12 protein-coding genes and 1 pseudogene are annotated in these 15,974 nt (G+C 72.6%); 5 read left to right on the top strand and 8 right to left on the bottom strand.

Annotated features, from left to right (window positions below):
- Window positions 1-161 precede the first annotated feature (161 nt).
- The 3 genes from ACTMTB_RS03790 to mshB form a co-directional block, all read right to left on the bottom strand.
- A complete protein-coding gene (locus ACTMTB_RS03790) occupies window positions 162-626 on the bottom strand; it encodes a hypothetical protein (protein WP_441142446.1) in 465 nt (154 codons plus the stop codon).
- An 81-nt stretch (window positions 627-707) separates the two neighbouring features.
- Window positions 708-1,145, bottom strand: a complete 438-nt coding sequence (locus tag ACTMTB_RS03785; protein WP_441142637.1) for a hypothetical protein — start codon at window positions 1,143-1,145, stop codon at window positions 708-710.
- Between the two features lie 17 nt (window positions 1,146-1,162).
- Complete coding sequence (mshB, locus tag ACTMTB_RS03780) at window positions 1,163-2,086, bottom strand: N-acetyl-1-D-myo-inositol-2-amino-2-deoxy-alpha-D-glucopyranoside deacetylase (protein WP_441142445.1); 924 nt, start codon at window positions 2,084-2,086, stop codon at window positions 1,163-1,165.
- An 87-nt stretch (window positions 2,087-2,173) separates the two neighbouring features.
- On the opposite strand from mshB, the gene ACTMTB_RS03775 reads away from it, so the two are divergent.
- Entirely contained in the window at window positions 2,174-4,315 is a 2,142-nt protein-coding gene (locus ACTMTB_RS03775) for a prolyl oligopeptidase family serine peptidase (protein WP_441142444.1), read from the top strand.
- A 56-nt stretch (window positions 4,316-4,371) separates the two neighbouring features.
- Here the strand turns inward: ACTMTB_RS03775 and ACTMTB_RS03770 are convergent, their stop codons facing one another.
- The 5 genes and pseudogenes from ACTMTB_RS03770 to ACTMTB_RS03750 all read right to left on the bottom strand — a co-directional run bounded on the left by ACTMTB_RS03770 (window position 4,372) and on the right by ACTMTB_RS03750 (window position 10,534).
- A complete protein-coding gene (locus ACTMTB_RS03770) occupies window positions 4,372-6,066 on the bottom strand; it encodes an ABC transporter substrate-binding protein (protein ID WP_441142443.1) in 1,695 nt (564 codons plus the stop codon).
- A gap of 203 nt (window positions 6,067-6,269) precedes the next feature.
- The gene (locus ACTMTB_RS03765; RefSeq protein ID WP_441142442.1) at window positions 6,270-7,256 is read right to left on the bottom strand and encodes an ABC transporter permease; all 987 of its coding nucleotides are present in this window, start codon (window positions 7,254-7,256) and stop codon (window positions 6,270-6,272) included.
- Window positions 7,257-7,266: 10 nt separating this feature from the next.
- A complete protein-coding gene (locus tag ACTMTB_RS03760) occupies window positions 7,267-8,277 on the bottom strand; it encodes an ABC transporter permease (protein WP_441142441.1) in 1,011 nt (336 codons plus the stop codon).
- A gap of 185 nt (window positions 8,278-8,462) precedes the next feature.
- Window positions 8,463-9,482 (bottom strand): annotated as a pseudogene (locus ACTMTB_RS03755) (ABC transporter ATP-binding protein); the annotation flags it as partial.
- On the bottom strand, window positions 9,479-10,534 hold the full coding sequence (locus tag ACTMTB_RS03750; protein ID WP_441142635.1) for an ABC transporter ATP-binding protein: 1,056 nt from the start codon (window positions 10,532-10,534) through the stop codon (window positions 9,479-9,481). The pseudogene ACTMTB_RS03755 and the gene ACTMTB_RS03750, both read right to left, overlap by 4 nt.
- A gap of 287 nt (window positions 10,535-10,821) precedes the next feature.
- Here ACTMTB_RS03750 and ACTMTB_RS03745 point away from each other — a divergent pair, with 287 nt between their 5' ends.
- From ACTMTB_RS03745 to ACTMTB_RS03730, 4 genes are all read left to right on the top strand, one after another.
- Window positions 10,822-11,370 (top strand): Uma2 family endonuclease, encoded by a 549-nt coding sequence (locus ACTMTB_RS03745; RefSeq protein WP_441142633.1) that lies wholly within the window; start codon window positions 10,822-10,824, stop codon window positions 11,368-11,370.
- Between the two features lie 33 nt (window positions 11,371-11,403).
- Window positions 11,404-12,840: a TldD/PmbA family protein gene (locus ACTMTB_RS03740; RefSeq protein ID WP_441142440.1), complete on the top strand. Its 1,437-nt coding sequence runs from the start codon at window positions 11,404-11,406 to the stop codon at window positions 12,838-12,840.
- Window positions 12,837-14,216, top strand: a complete 1,380-nt coding sequence (locus ACTMTB_RS03735) for a TldD/PmbA family protein (RefSeq protein WP_441142439.1) — start codon at window positions 12,837-12,839, stop codon at window positions 14,214-14,216. Before ACTMTB_RS03740 ends, ACTMTB_RS03735 begins: the two co-directional genes overlap by 4 nt.
- 191 nt (window positions 14,217-14,407) lie before the next feature.
- Entirely contained in the window at window positions 14,408-15,751 is a 1,344-nt protein-coding gene (locus ACTMTB_RS03730; RefSeq protein WP_441142438.1) for a BtrH N-terminal domain-containing protein, read from the top strand.
- The last annotated feature ends 223 nt before the right edge of the window (window positions 15,752-15,974 follow it).

The raw sequence follows: 15,974 nt of genomic DNA, 5'->3' as shown, positions 1-15,974 counted from the left end.
GCACCGGGGCCGGCCGGAGGACGACACCCGTACGAGCGATATGCCTGAGAGTCATAAATATGCCGCTCAGGCATATCGCTCACACCGACGTTGCCACCGACGCCACGACACGCCGGACCGACGAGTGGGCCGCGCCGATCGGGACCGGAGAACTCGACGCCTCAGCGGCGGACGACCCGGCGCGGCTTGGCAGACTTGATCTCGGCGTACCGCTTGAGCTGCTGCGAGCGGTGGTCGAGGCCGAGCGCGGTGAGCAGCAGGTAGCCGACCGCCACGCCGGCCCCGGCGGCCAGCAGGTAGAGCCAGATCTGGGCGAAGAACAGCCCGGCGCCCCCGCCGAACGGGTTGTTGCCGACCAGCAGCGGCCCGACCAGCACGGTCAGCAGCAGCGCCACCAGCACCGCCGCGCCGACATCGGTGCCCCAGGCGCCCGCCGGACGGGTACGGCCCTGCACGAAGACCACCCCTGCGAGGATCAGCCCGATCACCACGAACATGCCCAGCGAGACCCGGTCGGCGGCGGTGTCGTTCCCGTCGAAGCCGAGCTTGATGATCACCCGAGCCACCACGTTGACCGCGAACAGCGCCCCCGCGAGCACGCCGACCGCGCGCCACCGATTCCCCATCGCACGCCTCCCGCCGTACCGCCCGCCCCACTGGCGAGCCTTCTGGCAGGAATGTCTACCACCACAGGCTGTGCGGCGTCATCACCCGTCGTGACGTCGTTGCGGCGGGCCGAGGATCTGCCGGAACGCCATCACCGCGAAGGTCATCGCCCCGGCGGTGATCATGCCCAGCCCCACCCAGTTGTCGCCGGCGACGAGCAGGTCGCCCTCGGTGGTGCGGACCGCCGCCACGGCCATCAGCACGAACCACGGCAACGCCGGCAGCGCCACCGCCCACTTTCGGCCGACCGTGGCGTACGCGAACCAGCTCACCGCGACCGCCGCGCCGATGGTGACCAGCACCGACACCCCGATCAGGTGACCGCCCACCCGGACGGTGGACAGCAGCAGCCCGAGCAGCGCCACCAGCACCCCGCCGACCACCGAGACCAGCCCGCCGGCGATCCGCAGGGCGACGTCGAGCAGCCGCGTGGACCGGCCCGGGGGCGGCGGTGTGACCTGCTCCTCGACCACCGTCATCGGCGCGGCGGGCAGGGTCACCGGAGCCCGGCCACCGCGACCGGGGAGCGGTCGGTGCCGTCCGCGGCCAGCCCGGCGAAGAGGTCGTCCTCCCAGCCGTACGGGCCCTTGCCGGGGCCCTTCTCGCCCACCGCGAGGGTGAAGTACTCCACGCCCATGAACTCGGCGCCGAAGTTGCCGGCGATCGAGTACAGCCACGAGGTGGCCGGGATCTGGGTGGCGTGCGCGCGCATCGCCGCCTCCTTGGCGGCATGCTGGTCGGTGGCGTCGATCCGCGCGGCGATCTGCGGATCGGGCGTGCCGAAGGGCAGCTCGTCTGCGCTGTCGATGCCGTCGAAGGGGTTGTCGGACGCCTCGGTGAAGGCGGTCAGGCCGGCCTCCAGCACGCTGCGCGGCATGGCCGTCCAGTAGACCTTGGCCGGGGCGAAGCCCTCGGCGGCGGCCAGCTCGTGCGCGCGCATCGCCACCCGGTGGGCCTGGATGTGGTCGGGGTGGCCGTAGAAGCCGTTCGGGTCGTACGTGATCATGACCTGCGGGCGGACCTCGCGCATGATCTCCACCAGGTGCCCGGCGGCCTCGTCGAGGTCGGCCTGCCAGAAGGCCCGGGGGTGCTCGTTGGTGGCGAGCCCCATCATGCCGGAGTCGCGGTAGCGGCCGGCGCCGCCGAGGAAGCGGTGGTCGGTGACGCCGAGCGCGGCACAGGCGGCCGCCAGCTCGCCGATCCGGTAGCCGCCGAGCTGGTCGGCCTCGGCGGCGGCGAGCTGCGCCAGCTCCGGCACGTGGATCTCGCCCTCCTCGCCGAGAGTGCAGGTGACCAGCGTGACGTGAGCGCCGCTGGCGGCGTACCAGGCCATCGTCGACCCGGTGCCGATGGACTCGTCGTCGGGGTGCGCGTGAACCAGCAGAAGGCGTCGATTGGGCAGCGTCGTCACGTCCGTCACTCTAACCGGCGGTCTCCGTCCGCCGAGCCTGACGCGTCCGCCCAGGTCGGCCACATCACGTCGCGAGCCGCCCTACGATCTGGAGCTGTGGACTTTCCCGAGCTGGCCGCCCGCACCCGTCGGTTCAGCCACGGGGCGCCGCGCGCCGTTTCCGTGGCCGACGACGGCTCCCGGGTGGTCTTCCTCCGCTCGGGCGGTCCCGAGGACCCGGCCGAGCAACTCTGGTCGCTGGAGGTCGCCAGCGGCGAGGAGCGGCTGATCGCCGACCCGGCCGCGCTGCTCGGCGCCGACACCGAACCGGGCGCGCTCGCCCCGGGCGAGCGGGCACTGCGCGAACGGCTGCGGCTCAGCAGCGCCGGCATCGGCTCGTACGCCCTGGACGCCGCCGGCCGGGTGGCGGTCTTCGCGCTGGCCGGGCGGCTGTTCCGGGCCGACCTGGTGCACGGCGACGTGGTCGAGGTGGAGACCGTCGGGCCGGTGATCGACCCGCGGCCGGACCCGACCGGCGAGCGGCTGGCGTACGTCACCGACGCCGCCGAGGGCGTCCGCCGGGGCCAGCTGCGGGTGGTCGAGTCCGACGGCACCGACACCCTGCTGGCCGGCGAGGACTCCGGCGTGACCTGGGGGCTGGCCGAGCACGTCGCGGCCGAGGAGTTCGACCGGTTCCGCGGCTACTGGTGGGCGCCCGACGGCCGGTCGGTGCTGGCCGCCCGGGTGGACGAGTCCCGGCTGCCGCGCTGGCACCTGCACGACCCGGCCGACCCGACGAGCCCGCCGACCACGGTCGCGTACCCCCGGGCGGGCGGGCCGAACGCCGAGGTCAGCCTGCACCTGCTCGACCTCGACGGCGGCTGGGTCGACGTGCACTGGGACCGCGAGACCTACCCGTACCTGGCCTCGGTGGGCTGGGCCGACGGCGGGCCGCTGATCACGGTGCTGCGCCGCTCGCAGCAGCACGGCCTGGTGCTGGCCGTGGACCCGCGCACCGGGGAGACCCAGGTGCACGCCGAGCTGGCCGACCCGCGCTGGGTGGAGCCGATCCCGGGCACCCCGGCGCACCTGCCGGACGGCCGGGTCCTGGTGGGCGGGGAGCTGGCCCACGACGGGTACGACGCCCGCTGCCTCTTCGCCGACGGCACCCTGCTCACCCCGCCCTCGCTATACGTCCGCCGGGTGGTGGGGCGGCTGCCCACCGGCGGCGGCCCGGCGGACCTGCTGGTCGAGGCGAGCGAGGGCGAGCCGAGCCAGCGCCACCTGTACCGGGTCCGCACGGTGATCGGCGGCGGCGTGGACGCCCGCCGGATGAGCGGCACCCCCGGCTGGCACACCGCCGCGGTGGGCGGGGACGTGCTGGTGGTGGGCACCGCCTCGCTGGACGACGCGGGGACGAGCTGGTTGGTCTGGCGCGGCGACCGGGAGGTGGCCCAGTTGCGCTCGCTGGCCGCCACCCCGCCGTACGCCCCGCGACCGATGCTGGTCCGGGTGACCGACCGGCGGCTGCCGTCCGGCGTGCTCTACCCGAGCGACCACGTCAAGGGCACCCGGTTGCCGGTGCTGCTGGACGTGTACGGCGGTCCGGGGCACCAGGAGGTGGTGGCCGCGCGGGCGGCCTGGCTGGAACGGCAGTGGTGGGCCGACTCCGGCTTCGCGGTGGTGACCGTCGACAACCGGGGCACCCCGGGGGTGGCGCCCTCGTTCGAGAAGGCGGTGCACCGCCGGCTGGCCGACGTGATCCTGGCCGACCAGGTGGACGCGCTGACCGCGCTGGCCGGCAAGCACCCGGACCTGGACCTGGGCCGGGTGGCGATCCGGGGCTGGTCGTTCGGCGGCTGGCTGGCCGGGCTGGCCGTGCTGCGGCACCCGGAGCTGTTCCGCTGCGGCATCGCCGGCGCCCCGGTCACCGACTGGCACCTGTACGACACCGCCTACACCGAGCGCTACCTGGGCCTGCCGGACGACGGGATCGACGTGTACGGCCACCACTCGCTGGTGGAGCTGGCCGCCGAGCCGCTGCTCGAGTCGGAGCAGGCCCGGCCGCTGCTGCTGGTGCACGGCCTGGCCGACGACAACGTGGTGGCCGCACACACGCTGCGGCTGTCGGCGGCGCTGCTGGCCACCGGGCGCCCGCACGCGGTGCTGCCGCTGACCGGGGCCAGCCACCTGGCCGCCGACGGGCTGTCCGAGCGGCTGCTCCGGCTGGAGCTGGACTTCCTGCGTACGCACCTCTGAGACGCGGAAGGCCCCGGCCGACACCGTTGTCGACCGGGGCCCGTCCCTACCGCGAGTTACTGCTTGACGTGCGCGTTGACGAAGGACGGGTAGCCGAAGACGCTGGAGATGAAGACCCCGCCGGCCTTGGAGCCGTGCACGACGTAGGCCACGTCGACGTAGAGCGGCACCACCGGGGCGTGCTCCTTCATGATCCGCTCATCGAGCTTGCCCCACTCCGGGCCCTGGTCGGCCGGGGCCATGGCCAGGATCCGGTCGAACTCGGCGTTGATGGCCGGGTCGTTGAAGTAGGACTGGTTGCTGTTGCCCTCGGCCTTGATCGACCGGCCGTCGTAGAGCACCGGCAGGATGGACGCGCCGCTCGGCCAGTCCGCCGCCCAGTTGCCGATGTACAGGTCCCAGGGGTTGTTCTTCTTCTTGATCTCGTCGAGCTTGGCGTCGTCCGGGATGTTCCGGATCGTGATCTTGAAGCCGGCCTTCTCCAGGTTGCTCTTGATCTGGGTGGCCATCTCCTGCTCCTCCGAGTCGTCGGAGGCGCCGAGGACGAGCTGCGGGGTCTGGCCGCCGAGCAGCTCCTTGGCCTTGTCGATGTCGCCGCTGGCGCCCGCCGGGTACGCGTCGTACGCCTTGTAGCCGATCGTCGCCGGCGGCATCAGCGTGGTCAGCGGGGCCGCCACGGTGGAGCCACCGATGGTCTTGATCAGGCCGTCCCGGTCGATGGCGTAGTTGAGCGCCTGCCGGACCTTGAGGTCGGTGACCCGCTGGGTGTTGATGACCAGCTGGTTGGCGCTCGGCGTCGGGGAGAGGATGGTCCGCGACTTCAGGTTGGCGTCACCGGCGACCTTGGCCACCAGCGAGGCGGGCACGAAGTTCCACGCGAGCGCGCTCTGGTCGGCGCCGTTGTCGGCGATCACCCGGTTGTTCGCGGCGTCGGCGGTCGGGCCGAACGTCCAGACGAACTGGTCCGGGTACTGGTGCCGCACCGGGTCGGTCTTCGGGTCCCAGTTCGGGTTGCGGTCCAGGGTCAGCTGCACGCCGACCTGGTGCTTGGCGACCTTGTACGGGCCCGACGAGAACGGCTTCTGGTCGAGGTTGACGCCGGTGTCCATCTCCGGCTTGAGCGGCGCGGTGGTCGGCAGCGAGACGGCGAACGGCAGGTCGCAGCGGGGCTTGGCGAACTCGAAGCGCAGCGTCTTCGCATCCGGCGTGGTCAGGCCCGGGGGCAGCCCGGTCTTGTTCTTCGTGAAGTCCCACTTGGTGTCGAACTGCGGGCTGTCGGCCAGCCACTCCTGGATGTAGGTCGGGCCGCCGGGCAGGTCCGGGTCGAAGGAGCGGGCGATGCCGTACGCGATCTCCTTGGCGGTGATCGCGCTGCCGTCCTCGAACTTCACCCCGTCCTTGATCTTGAATTCCCAGACCTTGCAGTCGTTGTTGACGTTGGTGCCGGGCGTCTCGGCCAGGTCACCCACCAGCACCAGGCCGCCCTTGCCGTCGTCCTTCCAGGTGGTCAGGTAGCGGGCGAAGAGCGGGTTGGCCATCAGGCCGGCGAACGAGTACGTCCGCTGCGGGTCCAGGTGGGAGATCGGCGTCTCCCGGATGATGCTGAAGGTGCCGCCCTTCTGGGCCCCCTCGACCTCGGCCGCCGGCCCCTGGGAGTCCTTCGGGTCGGTCGCGATCACCCCGGTCTGCTTCCGGTTGTTGTCCACCACCGGGCCGTCGTCCGTGTTCTTCGTGCACGCGCCCAACGCCACAACCAGTGCGATAGCGCCGGATGCGGCTGCCGCCACCCGTGGTCGCATGTCGTACCTCCTCCACCGTGTGCTCTGCGGGCGCCGGGCGGGGACCCGCCGACGTCCCGAGGATCGTAAAGAAGAAAACCTTCAAGTTGTGTAACAGTTGTCGCTAAATTTCAACGACGCGTACATCGGGTGTCCGCTCCCGACCCGCGACGGCGTCAGCCAAGCCGGACCCGCGGGTCGATCGCGGCGTAGAGCAGGTCCACCACCAGGTTGGCGACCACCACGAAGAAGGCCGCGATCAGCACGGTGGCCATGATGGTGGGCAGGTCACCGCCCTTGACCGCGTCCACGGCGGTACGCCCCAGCCCGGTCAGGCCGAAGGTCAGCTCGGTGATCACCGTGCCGCCCAGCGCTCCGCCGACGTCCAGCCCGGCGATGGTGACCACCGGGGTGATCGCCGCGCGCAGCGCGTGCCGCCCGTACACCTGGGGTTTGGCCAGGCCCTTGGCGCGCGCGGTCCGGACGAAGTCCTCCGACAGCGTCTCCAGCATCTGTGCCCGGGACAGCCGCGCGTAGATGGCGGAGAAGAGGAAGGCCAGCGCGACCCAGGCGAGCACCAGCCCGCTCGCCCACTTCAGCGGATTGTCGAGGATCGACGTGTAGCCGGGCACCGGCAGCAGCCGCGTGGTGTAGACGAAGACCAGCAGCAGCACCGCGCCGACGAAGTAGAGCTGCAACGAGGCGCCGGTCAGCGAGAAGCCGATCGCGGCCCGGTCCACCCAGGTGCCCCGACGCAGCGCGGAGATCATGCCGAGACCCACCCCGAGCAGCAACCAGAGGATCGCCGCCGGGATCACGATGCTCAGCGTCACCGGCAGCACCCGGGCGATGGTGTCGGAGACCGCCTCGTTGGCCACGTAGGACCAGCCCAGGCAGGGGGCTTCACACCGACCGCCCTGGGCGCTGCCCAGGTCCCGGCCGGTGAAGATGCCCTTCATGTAGCCGGCGTACTGGGTGACGAGCGGATCGCGCAGCCCCAACTCCTGGCGTACCCGCTCCAACCGCTCCGGGTTGCAGTTCTTCGGGCACATGCCGCTGACCGGGTCCCGGGGCAGCGCGAAGAACATCAGGAAGGTCAGCACGCTCACCACGAAGAGGGTGAGGGCGGCGGAGAAGATCCGCTTGATCAGGAAACGGGCCATGTCGGCACCCCTACCGCGACGACTTCGGGTCGAGCGCGTCGCGCAGCGCGTCCCCGAAGAGGTTGAAGGCCAGCACCAGCAGGAAGATCGTGACGCCGGGGAAGAAGACGTACATCGGGTCGGTCTCCAGGTACCGCAGGCTCCGGAAGATCATCCGGCCGAAGCTCGGCGTCTCCTCGGAGAGCCCGACGCCGATGAAGGCGAGCGCCGCCTCGCTGGTGATGAACTGCGGCACCGCCAGCGAGAAGGCCACCAGGACCGGCGCCCAGATGTTCGGCAGCAGCTGCCGGAAGAGCATGTGCCCCAGGCCGGCGCCGCTGGCCCGGGCCGCCTCCACGAACTCCCGCTCGCGCAGCGCGATCACCTGCCCGCGGACCAGCCGCGCGGTGCTGGTCCAGCCGAAGACCGCGAAGATCCCGATCAGCATCGCCACGCCGAACGCCTCGGGCACCGCGGCGCGCTGGCCGTAGAAGCGCAACACCAGCGTCGGCGTCAGGGCCAGCGCGATGATCAGGAACGGCATGGCCAGCACCAGGTCGGTGATCCAGGTGATCACCGCGTCGACCCAGCCGCCCAGGTAGCCGGCGACGACACCGAGCGTCACGCCGAGCGCGGTGCTGAGCACCGCCGCCGAGAAGGCGATCAGCAGGGAGGTCCGCAGCCCGTACACCATCCGGATGAAGATGTCCCGGCCGGTGCCGGGCTCCAGCCCGAACCAGTGCTCGCCGGAGATGCCGCCCAGGTAGCCCAGCGGCATGCCGCAGCACGAGTCCAGCTTGTCCTTGAAGTCCTCGCCTGGACCGACGCCGTACACCATCGACAGCAGCGGGGCGACCAGCGCGACCACCACGAAGAAGACCAGCAGGGCGGCACTGACCCGGGCGGTCCGGTCCCGGCGCAGCCGGGCCAGCGCGAGCTGACCGGGTGACCGGCCGACGACGCTTCTGCTCCGCGGCGCGTCGCCGTCGCCGCCGGACTCGATCTCCGCCAGCGCCACGCCCTCGATCGGGGACAGACTCACCTCGCCACCTCCTCGCCGCTCGCGCCCACCGACCCGGCCGGGGGCGTCGACCCGGCCGGAGCCGTCGACTCCGCCGACTCCACCGACTCCGCCGGCTGCACCGGCCGCACCGGCCGCACCGGAACCACCGGGCCGGCTGCGGCCACCGGGCCGGCCTCCGGGCTCGTGCCGGCCGGTTCCCCTTCGGGGCTCGTGCCAGCCGGTTCCCCTTCGGGGCTCGTGCCAGCCGGTTCCCCTTCGGGGAAGTGGCAGGCGGTGGCCTGCCGGCCGCCGTCCCGGGGCACCAGGGCCGGTTCCTCGGTGGCGCAGACGTCCTGCGCCTTCCAGCAGCGGGTCCGGAACCGGCAGCCCGAGGGCGGGTCCAGCGGCGTCGGGACGTCGCCGGCCAGCCGGATCCGCCCGGCCGGGCCGAGCGCCGTCACGTCCGGGATCGCCGACAGCAGGGCCCGGGTGTACGGATGCTGCGGCCGTTCGTAGATGTCGGCCCGGTCGCCGATCTCGACGATCCGGCCGAGGTACATGACGGCGACCCGCTGGCAGAAGTGCCGCACCACGGCCAGGTCGTGGGCGATGAACACGAACGCCAGGTCGAGGTCGCGTTGCAGGTCCCGGAGCAGGTTGATCACCTGCGCCTGGATCGAGACGTCCAGCGCGGAGACCGGCTCGTCGGCGACGATCAGCTTGGGCCGCAGCGCCAGCGCCCGGGCGATGCCGATGCGCTGCCGCTGCCCGCCGGAGAACTCGTGCGGGTAGCGGTTGTAGTGCTCCGGGTTCAGCCCGACCAGCTCCAGCAGTTCCTGCACCCGCTTGCGCACCCCGCCGGGCGGGTCGATGCCGTTGACCTGCAACGGCATCGCCACGATCCGGCCCACGGTGTGCCGGGGGTTCAGCGAGGCGTACGGGTCCTGGAAGATGATCTGAAGGTCCTGCCGCAGCGGCCGCAGCTCCCGCCGCCGGGCGTGGGTGATGTCCCGGCCGGCGAACTCGATGGTCCCGGCGCTGGGCTCCAGCAGCCGCACCAGCATCCGGCCGGTGGTGGTCTTGCCGCAGCCGGACTCCCCGACCAGGCCCAGGGTCTCCCCCGGCCGCACGTCGAAGTCCAACCCGTCGACCGCCCGCACCAGCCCCCGGCTGCGTAGTCCGGTGCGCACCGGGAAGTGCTTGGTCAGCCCGCGTACCCGCAGCAGGGGTTCGGTCTCACTCATCGGGCCACCCCCACCTGTGCCACGTCCTCCTGGTAGAGCCGGGTGCGCTCCTGCGCCGACAGGTGACAGGCGACCAGGTGGCCGGCCTCGCCCGCCGGGCCCAGCTCGGGCACCTCGGCGCGCGAGCGGTCACCGTTGCGGCCGGCGTACCGGCAGCGCGGGTGGAACGCGCAGCCCGACGGCAGGTTGATCAGCGAGGGCGGCGTGCCGGGGATCGGCACCAGGTCCGCGTCCGCGTCGCCGTGCAGCGAGGGCACGCTCGACAGCAACCCCCAGGTGTACGGGTGCTGCGGGCGCCGCAGCACCTGCTCGACCGTGCCCCGTTCGACCGCCCGGCCCCCGTACATCACCAGCACGTCGTCGGCGACCTGGGAGACCACGCCCAGGTCGTGGGTGATCAGGATGATCGCCGAGTGGAACTCGGCCTGCAGGTCGGTGAGCAGGTCCAGGATCTGCGCCTGCACGGTCACGTCGAGGGCGGTGGTCGGCTCGTCGGCGATCAGCAGGTCCGGGTTGTTGACCAGCGCCATCGCGATCATCGCCCGCTGCCGCATGCCGCCGGAGAACTCGTGCGGGTACTGGTCGAAGCGGCGCGCCGGCTGCGGGATGCCGACCCGGCCGAGCATGTCGACCGCCCGGGTACGCGCCTCCCGCCGGCCCGCCCCCGGGTGGTGCACCCGGTACGCCTCGGCGATCTGCCGGCCCACCGTGTAGTAGGGGTGCAGTGCCGACAGCGGGTCCTGGAAGATCATCGCCATGTCCCGGCCGCGCAGCCGGCGCACCTCCTCGTCGGGAAGGCCGACCAGTTGACGACCGCCGAGGGTGATCTCCCCGGTGATGGTGGTCCGCTTGGCGTCGTGCAGGCCCAGGATGGCCAGCGAGGTGACGCTCTTGCCCGAGCCGGACTCGCCGACGATGCCGAGCGTGCGCCCGCGCGCCACCGAGAAGGACACCCCGTCGACCGCGCGTACCACCCCGTCGGTGGTGTCGAACCGGACCCGCAGGTCGTCGACCCGCAGGTGGGGCGCCTCGACAGCGCGCTGCTCCGGCACGCCGGGGCGGTCGTCCGACTGCCCGGACGGCACGGGTTCCGGACTGTCCACGACCGCCTCCCTCAAGTTGTAGAGAACCTACAACAAAGCTTCGAGGGTGAAAATAAGCTACAAGCCGCGGAGCTGTCAGCGGCCCACAGCGTAACGAGTCGACAACGGGCGTGAACAGCCCTCACCAGGACATCCACCGCGGCAACTCGATGTCGTCGGCCCACGCTCGCACGTCGGGTGCGACGATGGTCGTGGCGGCCACGGAAGGATTCGACGCCAGAGAGGTGGAGGTGACGATGACCGCGGCGGTGTTCGACCACGACGGCCCGTGGACCGAAGAGGAGTACCTCGCCCTCGGCGAGACGCAGCAACGCGTCGAACTCTTCGACGGGAGCCTCCACGTGACCCCAGCCCCCACTCCACGCCACCAGCGCATCTCGCGCAAACTGGGCAACATCCTCGAAGCCGCGGCCGAGACCGCCGGGCTGGAACTCCTGGAGGCGGTGAACGTCCGGCTCCGACCGGGCCGGATCCCCATTCCCGATCTCGTCATCACCGGACCGGTCGACCTGGACGAACTCATCATCGACGCGGTCGACGTCCGGCTCATCTGCGAGATCATCTCGCCGAGCAACGCGGCCACCGACAAGGTGCTCAAGATGCACTACTACGCCGCCGCCGGCATCGAGTGGTACCTCCTCGTCGAGCAGGATACCGGCACGTTGCACCTCTACCGGCGGCAGGGCAGCCACTACGTCGAGCAGTCGGTGACCAAGCCAGGTGACACGTTGGAGCTGAGCGAGCCGGTGAAGGCCGCCATCCGGCCGGAGGAGCTCGTCCCCTGACGAACGTCGGCCGGCTCGCCTAGGGTCGGGCGCATGACCGAGTTCGACGCGGCCTCCGCCGCCGTCCAGGCCGCCCTCGACGCGGGCGCCCGGTACGCGGACGCCCGGGTGATGCACCGCCGCTACGAGTCGATGTCGGCCCGCAACGGCGCCATCGAGGAGCTGACCCAGGACGAGAGCATCGGCCTGGGGGTGCGGGCGCTGGTCGGGTCGAGCTGGGGCTTCCACGCCGTACCCGAGCTGTCCGACGCCGCGGCCCGCGATGCCGGCCGGCGCGCCGCGGCGATCGCCGCCGCGAGCGCGCGGGTGCCCGGCCCGCCGATCGACCTGGTGCAGGCCGGAGCGGCCGTGGCGAGCTGGGCCTCGTCGTGCCGGGTCGACCCGCTCGGGGTCGCCCTCTCCGACAAGGGCGACCTGCTGGTCGGGGCCACCGCGACGATGCGGGAGCACGGCGCCGACCTGGCCGAGGGGCTCTACCAGATCTGGGACACCGCCAAGTGGTTCGTCTCCAGTGAGGGGCACCGGATCGACCAGCGCATCCGCGAGTGCGGCGGCGGCATCTCGGCCACCTCCATCGGCGACGGCGAGACCCAGCGCCGCTCCTACCCCAGCTACCGGGGCCAGTACGGCACCACCGGTTGGGAGCTGGTCGAGTCGCTGGACCTCACCGCGCACGCCGCGCGCATCGCCGAGGAGTCCCGGGCGCTGCTCACCGCGCCCGAGTGCCCGGCCGGCGAGACCGACCTCATCCTCGGCGGCGAACAGCTCGCGTTGCAGATCCACGAGTCGGTCGGCCACGCCATCGAGCTGGACCGCATCCTCGGCTGGGAGGCCGCCTTCGCCGGCACGTCCTGGTTGGACCTGGCCCAGCTCGGCTCGCTGCGCTACGGCTCCGAGCTGATGAACGTCACCATCGACCCGACCATCCCGGGCGCACTGGGCAGCTTCGGCTTCGACGACGAGGGCTCCCCGGCGGTCCGCCGGGACGCGGTCCGCGAGGGGCGCTGGGTGGGCGTGCTCGCCGGTCGGGACTCGGCCGCCGTCGCCGGTCTCGACCACGGCGGCAGCGTACGGGCCGACGGCTGGGCCCGGCTGCCGATGGTCCGGATGACCAACGTGGGCCTGGAGCCCGGCCCGCACACCCTCGACGAGATCATCGCCGCCACCGACGACGGGGTGCTGATGGACGTCAACCGCTCCTGGTCGATCGACGACAAGCGGCTCAACTTCCAGTTCGGCTGCGAGATCGGCTGGGAGGTGAAGAACGGCCGGCGCGGGCGGATGCTGCGCAACCCCACCTACACCGGCATCGGCCCGCTCTTCTGGCGCTCGATGGACATGCTCTCCTCCGAGACCGTCGCCTGGGGCACACCCAACTGCGGGAAGGGCCAGCCCGGCCAGGTCGGCCACACCGGCCACCCGGCCGCCCCGGCCCGCTTCCGGGACGTCCGAGTGGGGGTACGCGCATGACCGAGCTGGACGTCGCCGGTCAGGTGGTGGAGCTGGTCCGCCGGCTGGCCGGCCCCGACGCGCAGGCCGAGGTGGCGGTGACCCGGCACGACCTGGCGCTGACCCGATTCGCCAACTCCTTCATCCACCAGAACGTGGCCGAGTCCGGGGTCTCGGTGCGGCTGCGGCTGCACGTCGACGGCCGGACCGCCGCCGGCGGTGGCAGCCTGGTCGACGCCGACGGCCTGCACGCGCTGGTCGAGCGCACGGTGGCGGCGGCGCGGCTCTGCCCGCCGGACCCGGCCTGGCCGGGGTTGACCCCGCCCACGGCGGTGCGCTCCAGCGGCCTGCTCGACGAGGACACCGCCTACGCCGAGCCGGGCGCGCGGGCGGACCGGGTGCGCACCTTCGTCGACGCGGTGGGCGGCCTGGAGGCGGCCGGCTACTGCCGGACGTCGTACCGGTCCGGGGCGTTCGCCAACTCCGCCGGCCACACCGCGCAGGGCCGCACCACCGAGGCGGCGATGGACGGCATCGCCCGGGCCGGCGGCGCGGACGGGGTGGCCCGGCTCTGCGCCGACCGCCTGGCCGACCTCGACGGGGCGGCGCTGGGCACCCGGGCCGCCGGCAAGGCGCGCGCCGCCGCCGACCCGGTGGAGCTGCCCCCGGGCCGGTACGAGGTGGTGCTGGAGCCGGCCGCGGTGGGCGACCTGCTGCAGAACTTCTCCTGGTACGGCTTCAACGGCAAGCGGTACGCCGAGCGGCAGTCCTTCGCCGAGCCGGGCAGCGCCCAGTTCGACCCGTCGGTCACCCTGGTCGACGACCCGCTGCACGCCTCCGCCCTCCCGTACGACCTGGAGGGCACCGCCCGGCGGGCGCTGACGCTGGTCGAGGCCGGGGTGACCAGCGCGGTGGCACACGACCGGCGCAGCGGCGCCGAGGTGGGCACCGGGTCCACCGGCCACGGCATGGTCGGCGCGTCCACCTTCGGCCCGATCCCGCGCAACCTCCGCCTGCTCGCCGCGGCCGGCCCCGGCAGCGGCGCCGAGTTCACGCCCGGGGCGGTGGCGGACGGGGACACGGCCGCGCTGGTCGCCGGGATGGAGCGCGGGCTGCTGGTCAGCGACTTCTGGTACACCCGGGTGCTCGATCCGAAGAGCCTGGTGATCACGGGGCTGACCCGCAACGGGGTGTGGCTGGTCGAGGACGGGGTGCCGACCCGGGCGGTCCGCGACTTCCGGTTCACCGAGTCGTACCCGCGGGCGCTGGCGCCGGGCGCGGTGCTCGGCCTCGGCCGACGGCCGGTCCGCCAGCCGGACCGGCTGGACGGGGTCTGGTGGGAGGCGCCGGCGCTGCGCCTGGCGGCCTGGAACTTCACCGGCGGCGCCTCCGGCTGACCTCGGGTACCGTGGTCGCCGGCACGCTCGCGTGCCGGACCTCCTGACCTGGCGCCCACGCCGCCGGGCCGAGCGGGGGCGAAGGTGGCCCGTTGCGATCGCGAGTGACGCGTGTCGTTCGGGCCGATCCGCCGGATGGACGCGACGCTGGCGTGGGGTACGGCGGTCGCGCTGTCCAGAAGGCGTAGCTCATGACCGAACAGAAGAAGCTCAAGCAGCGGGTACGGGCCCGCATGGCGGCCACCGGCGAGAGCTGGACCACCGCCCGCCGTCAGGTGCTGGCCCACGCCGAGCCGTCGGCGGACCGGGTGCTCCCGCCGGGCCTCGTGCCCGGCTACCGCACCTTCGGTCCCCGCCAGCACCGCGAGTCGGGGCTGCTCGCCCACGTGCTGGCGGCACAGGGGGTGCGCGCGCCGCACACCGACGCCCCGTACACCGAGGCCATGCTCGCCGGGCTCGGCGGCGGTGTGGGATTCATGTACGCGGTGTTCGAGTACCGCGACCTGCCCCCGTTGCTGACCATCGTGGCCCAGCACCATCCACAGCCCTGGGTACCGGCCGCGCTGGACCGGCTGGGCCTGCCGTACGTCGAGGAACACAGCTCGAAGGCGGGACCGGCGATCGAACGGCTCCGGACGGCGCTGGGCGCAGGCCGACCTGTCTTCGCCACCGTGGACCGCAGTCGGCTCCCGTGGCACGGACTGGAACCGGGGCCCGGCAACGACCCCTATCCGGTGGTGGTCGCCGGCGTCGACGGGGATGTCCTCCACCTGGACGACGAGGGGCCGCACCCCCGCCAGCTCCCGGTGCAGACGTTCGCCGCCGCCTGGTCGGCCCACCGCAAGGGGCGCCACCAGGCCGTCACGGTCACCGCCACCCGCCAGCGGACCGACCTGCCGACCGCGATCCGCGACGCCGTCGCCACCACCGTCGCACACCTGACCGGTCCGGTCCTCCACAACAGCTTCGACACCAACTTCGGCTTCAGCGGCATGGCGAAGCTCGCCCACCAGTTGCGCGACACCCGCACCAGAACCGGTTGGGCCCGGCGCTTCGGGGCCCCGGTGCCCTTCTTCCACGGCGTGCGCCGGTTGTACGAGTGCCTGGAGGTGGAGTACACCGCGCCCGGCGCCACCCGGCCGGTCTACGCCGACTTCCTCGACGAGGCCGCACCCCTGGTCGGCGACCGGCTCACCGAGGCCGCAGCGCTGTTTCGCCACTCCGGTGAACAGTGGTCGCGCCTCGCGGCACTCGCCCTGGACACGGTGCAGGGACTCGGCGCGTACACCGAGGTGGCCGAGCAGCGCATGGCGCTGGTCTTCAGCCGGGGGCGCGACGCCGAGGCCGAGATCCGGGAGCTGACCCGACGCCTGGCCGAACTCACCGAGGAGTTCACCGCCGAGGACCAGCTCGGGGCGGTCGGCCGGCAGGATCTCTTCGCCGCCATGGCGGATCTGGTGGAATCCTGCCTGGAGTCGGAGCGGCACGCGGTGACCGCGCTGGCCGGCAGGACCATCGGCGGGGTCGTCGGCTGACCGTCCGGCGTCAACCGAAGACGATCTTTTCCGGCTGACGGACATTGATCATGCTCCGGGTCTTTCCAACCTGCGGGACACACGGGACACTGCGTTGCGCGGCCGGGCCGTGGAGATCGGCGTAACGTGTGTCACTTAGCTGCGCCGTCATGCCGGTGCGGTCGTTGGTGTGCGCAAAGACGTGGCAGTGGACCCCCAGTCCCACCGGTCCGCTGACCGAACG

It is taken from the genome of Micromonospora sp. L32, from assembly GCF_052068055.1.
GTDB classification, from domain to species: Bacteria; Actinomycetota; Actinomycetes; order Mycobacteriales; family Micromonosporaceae; genus Micromonospora; species Micromonospora purpureochromogenes.
This window is presented reverse-complemented; position numbering and strand designations above follow the sequence as displayed.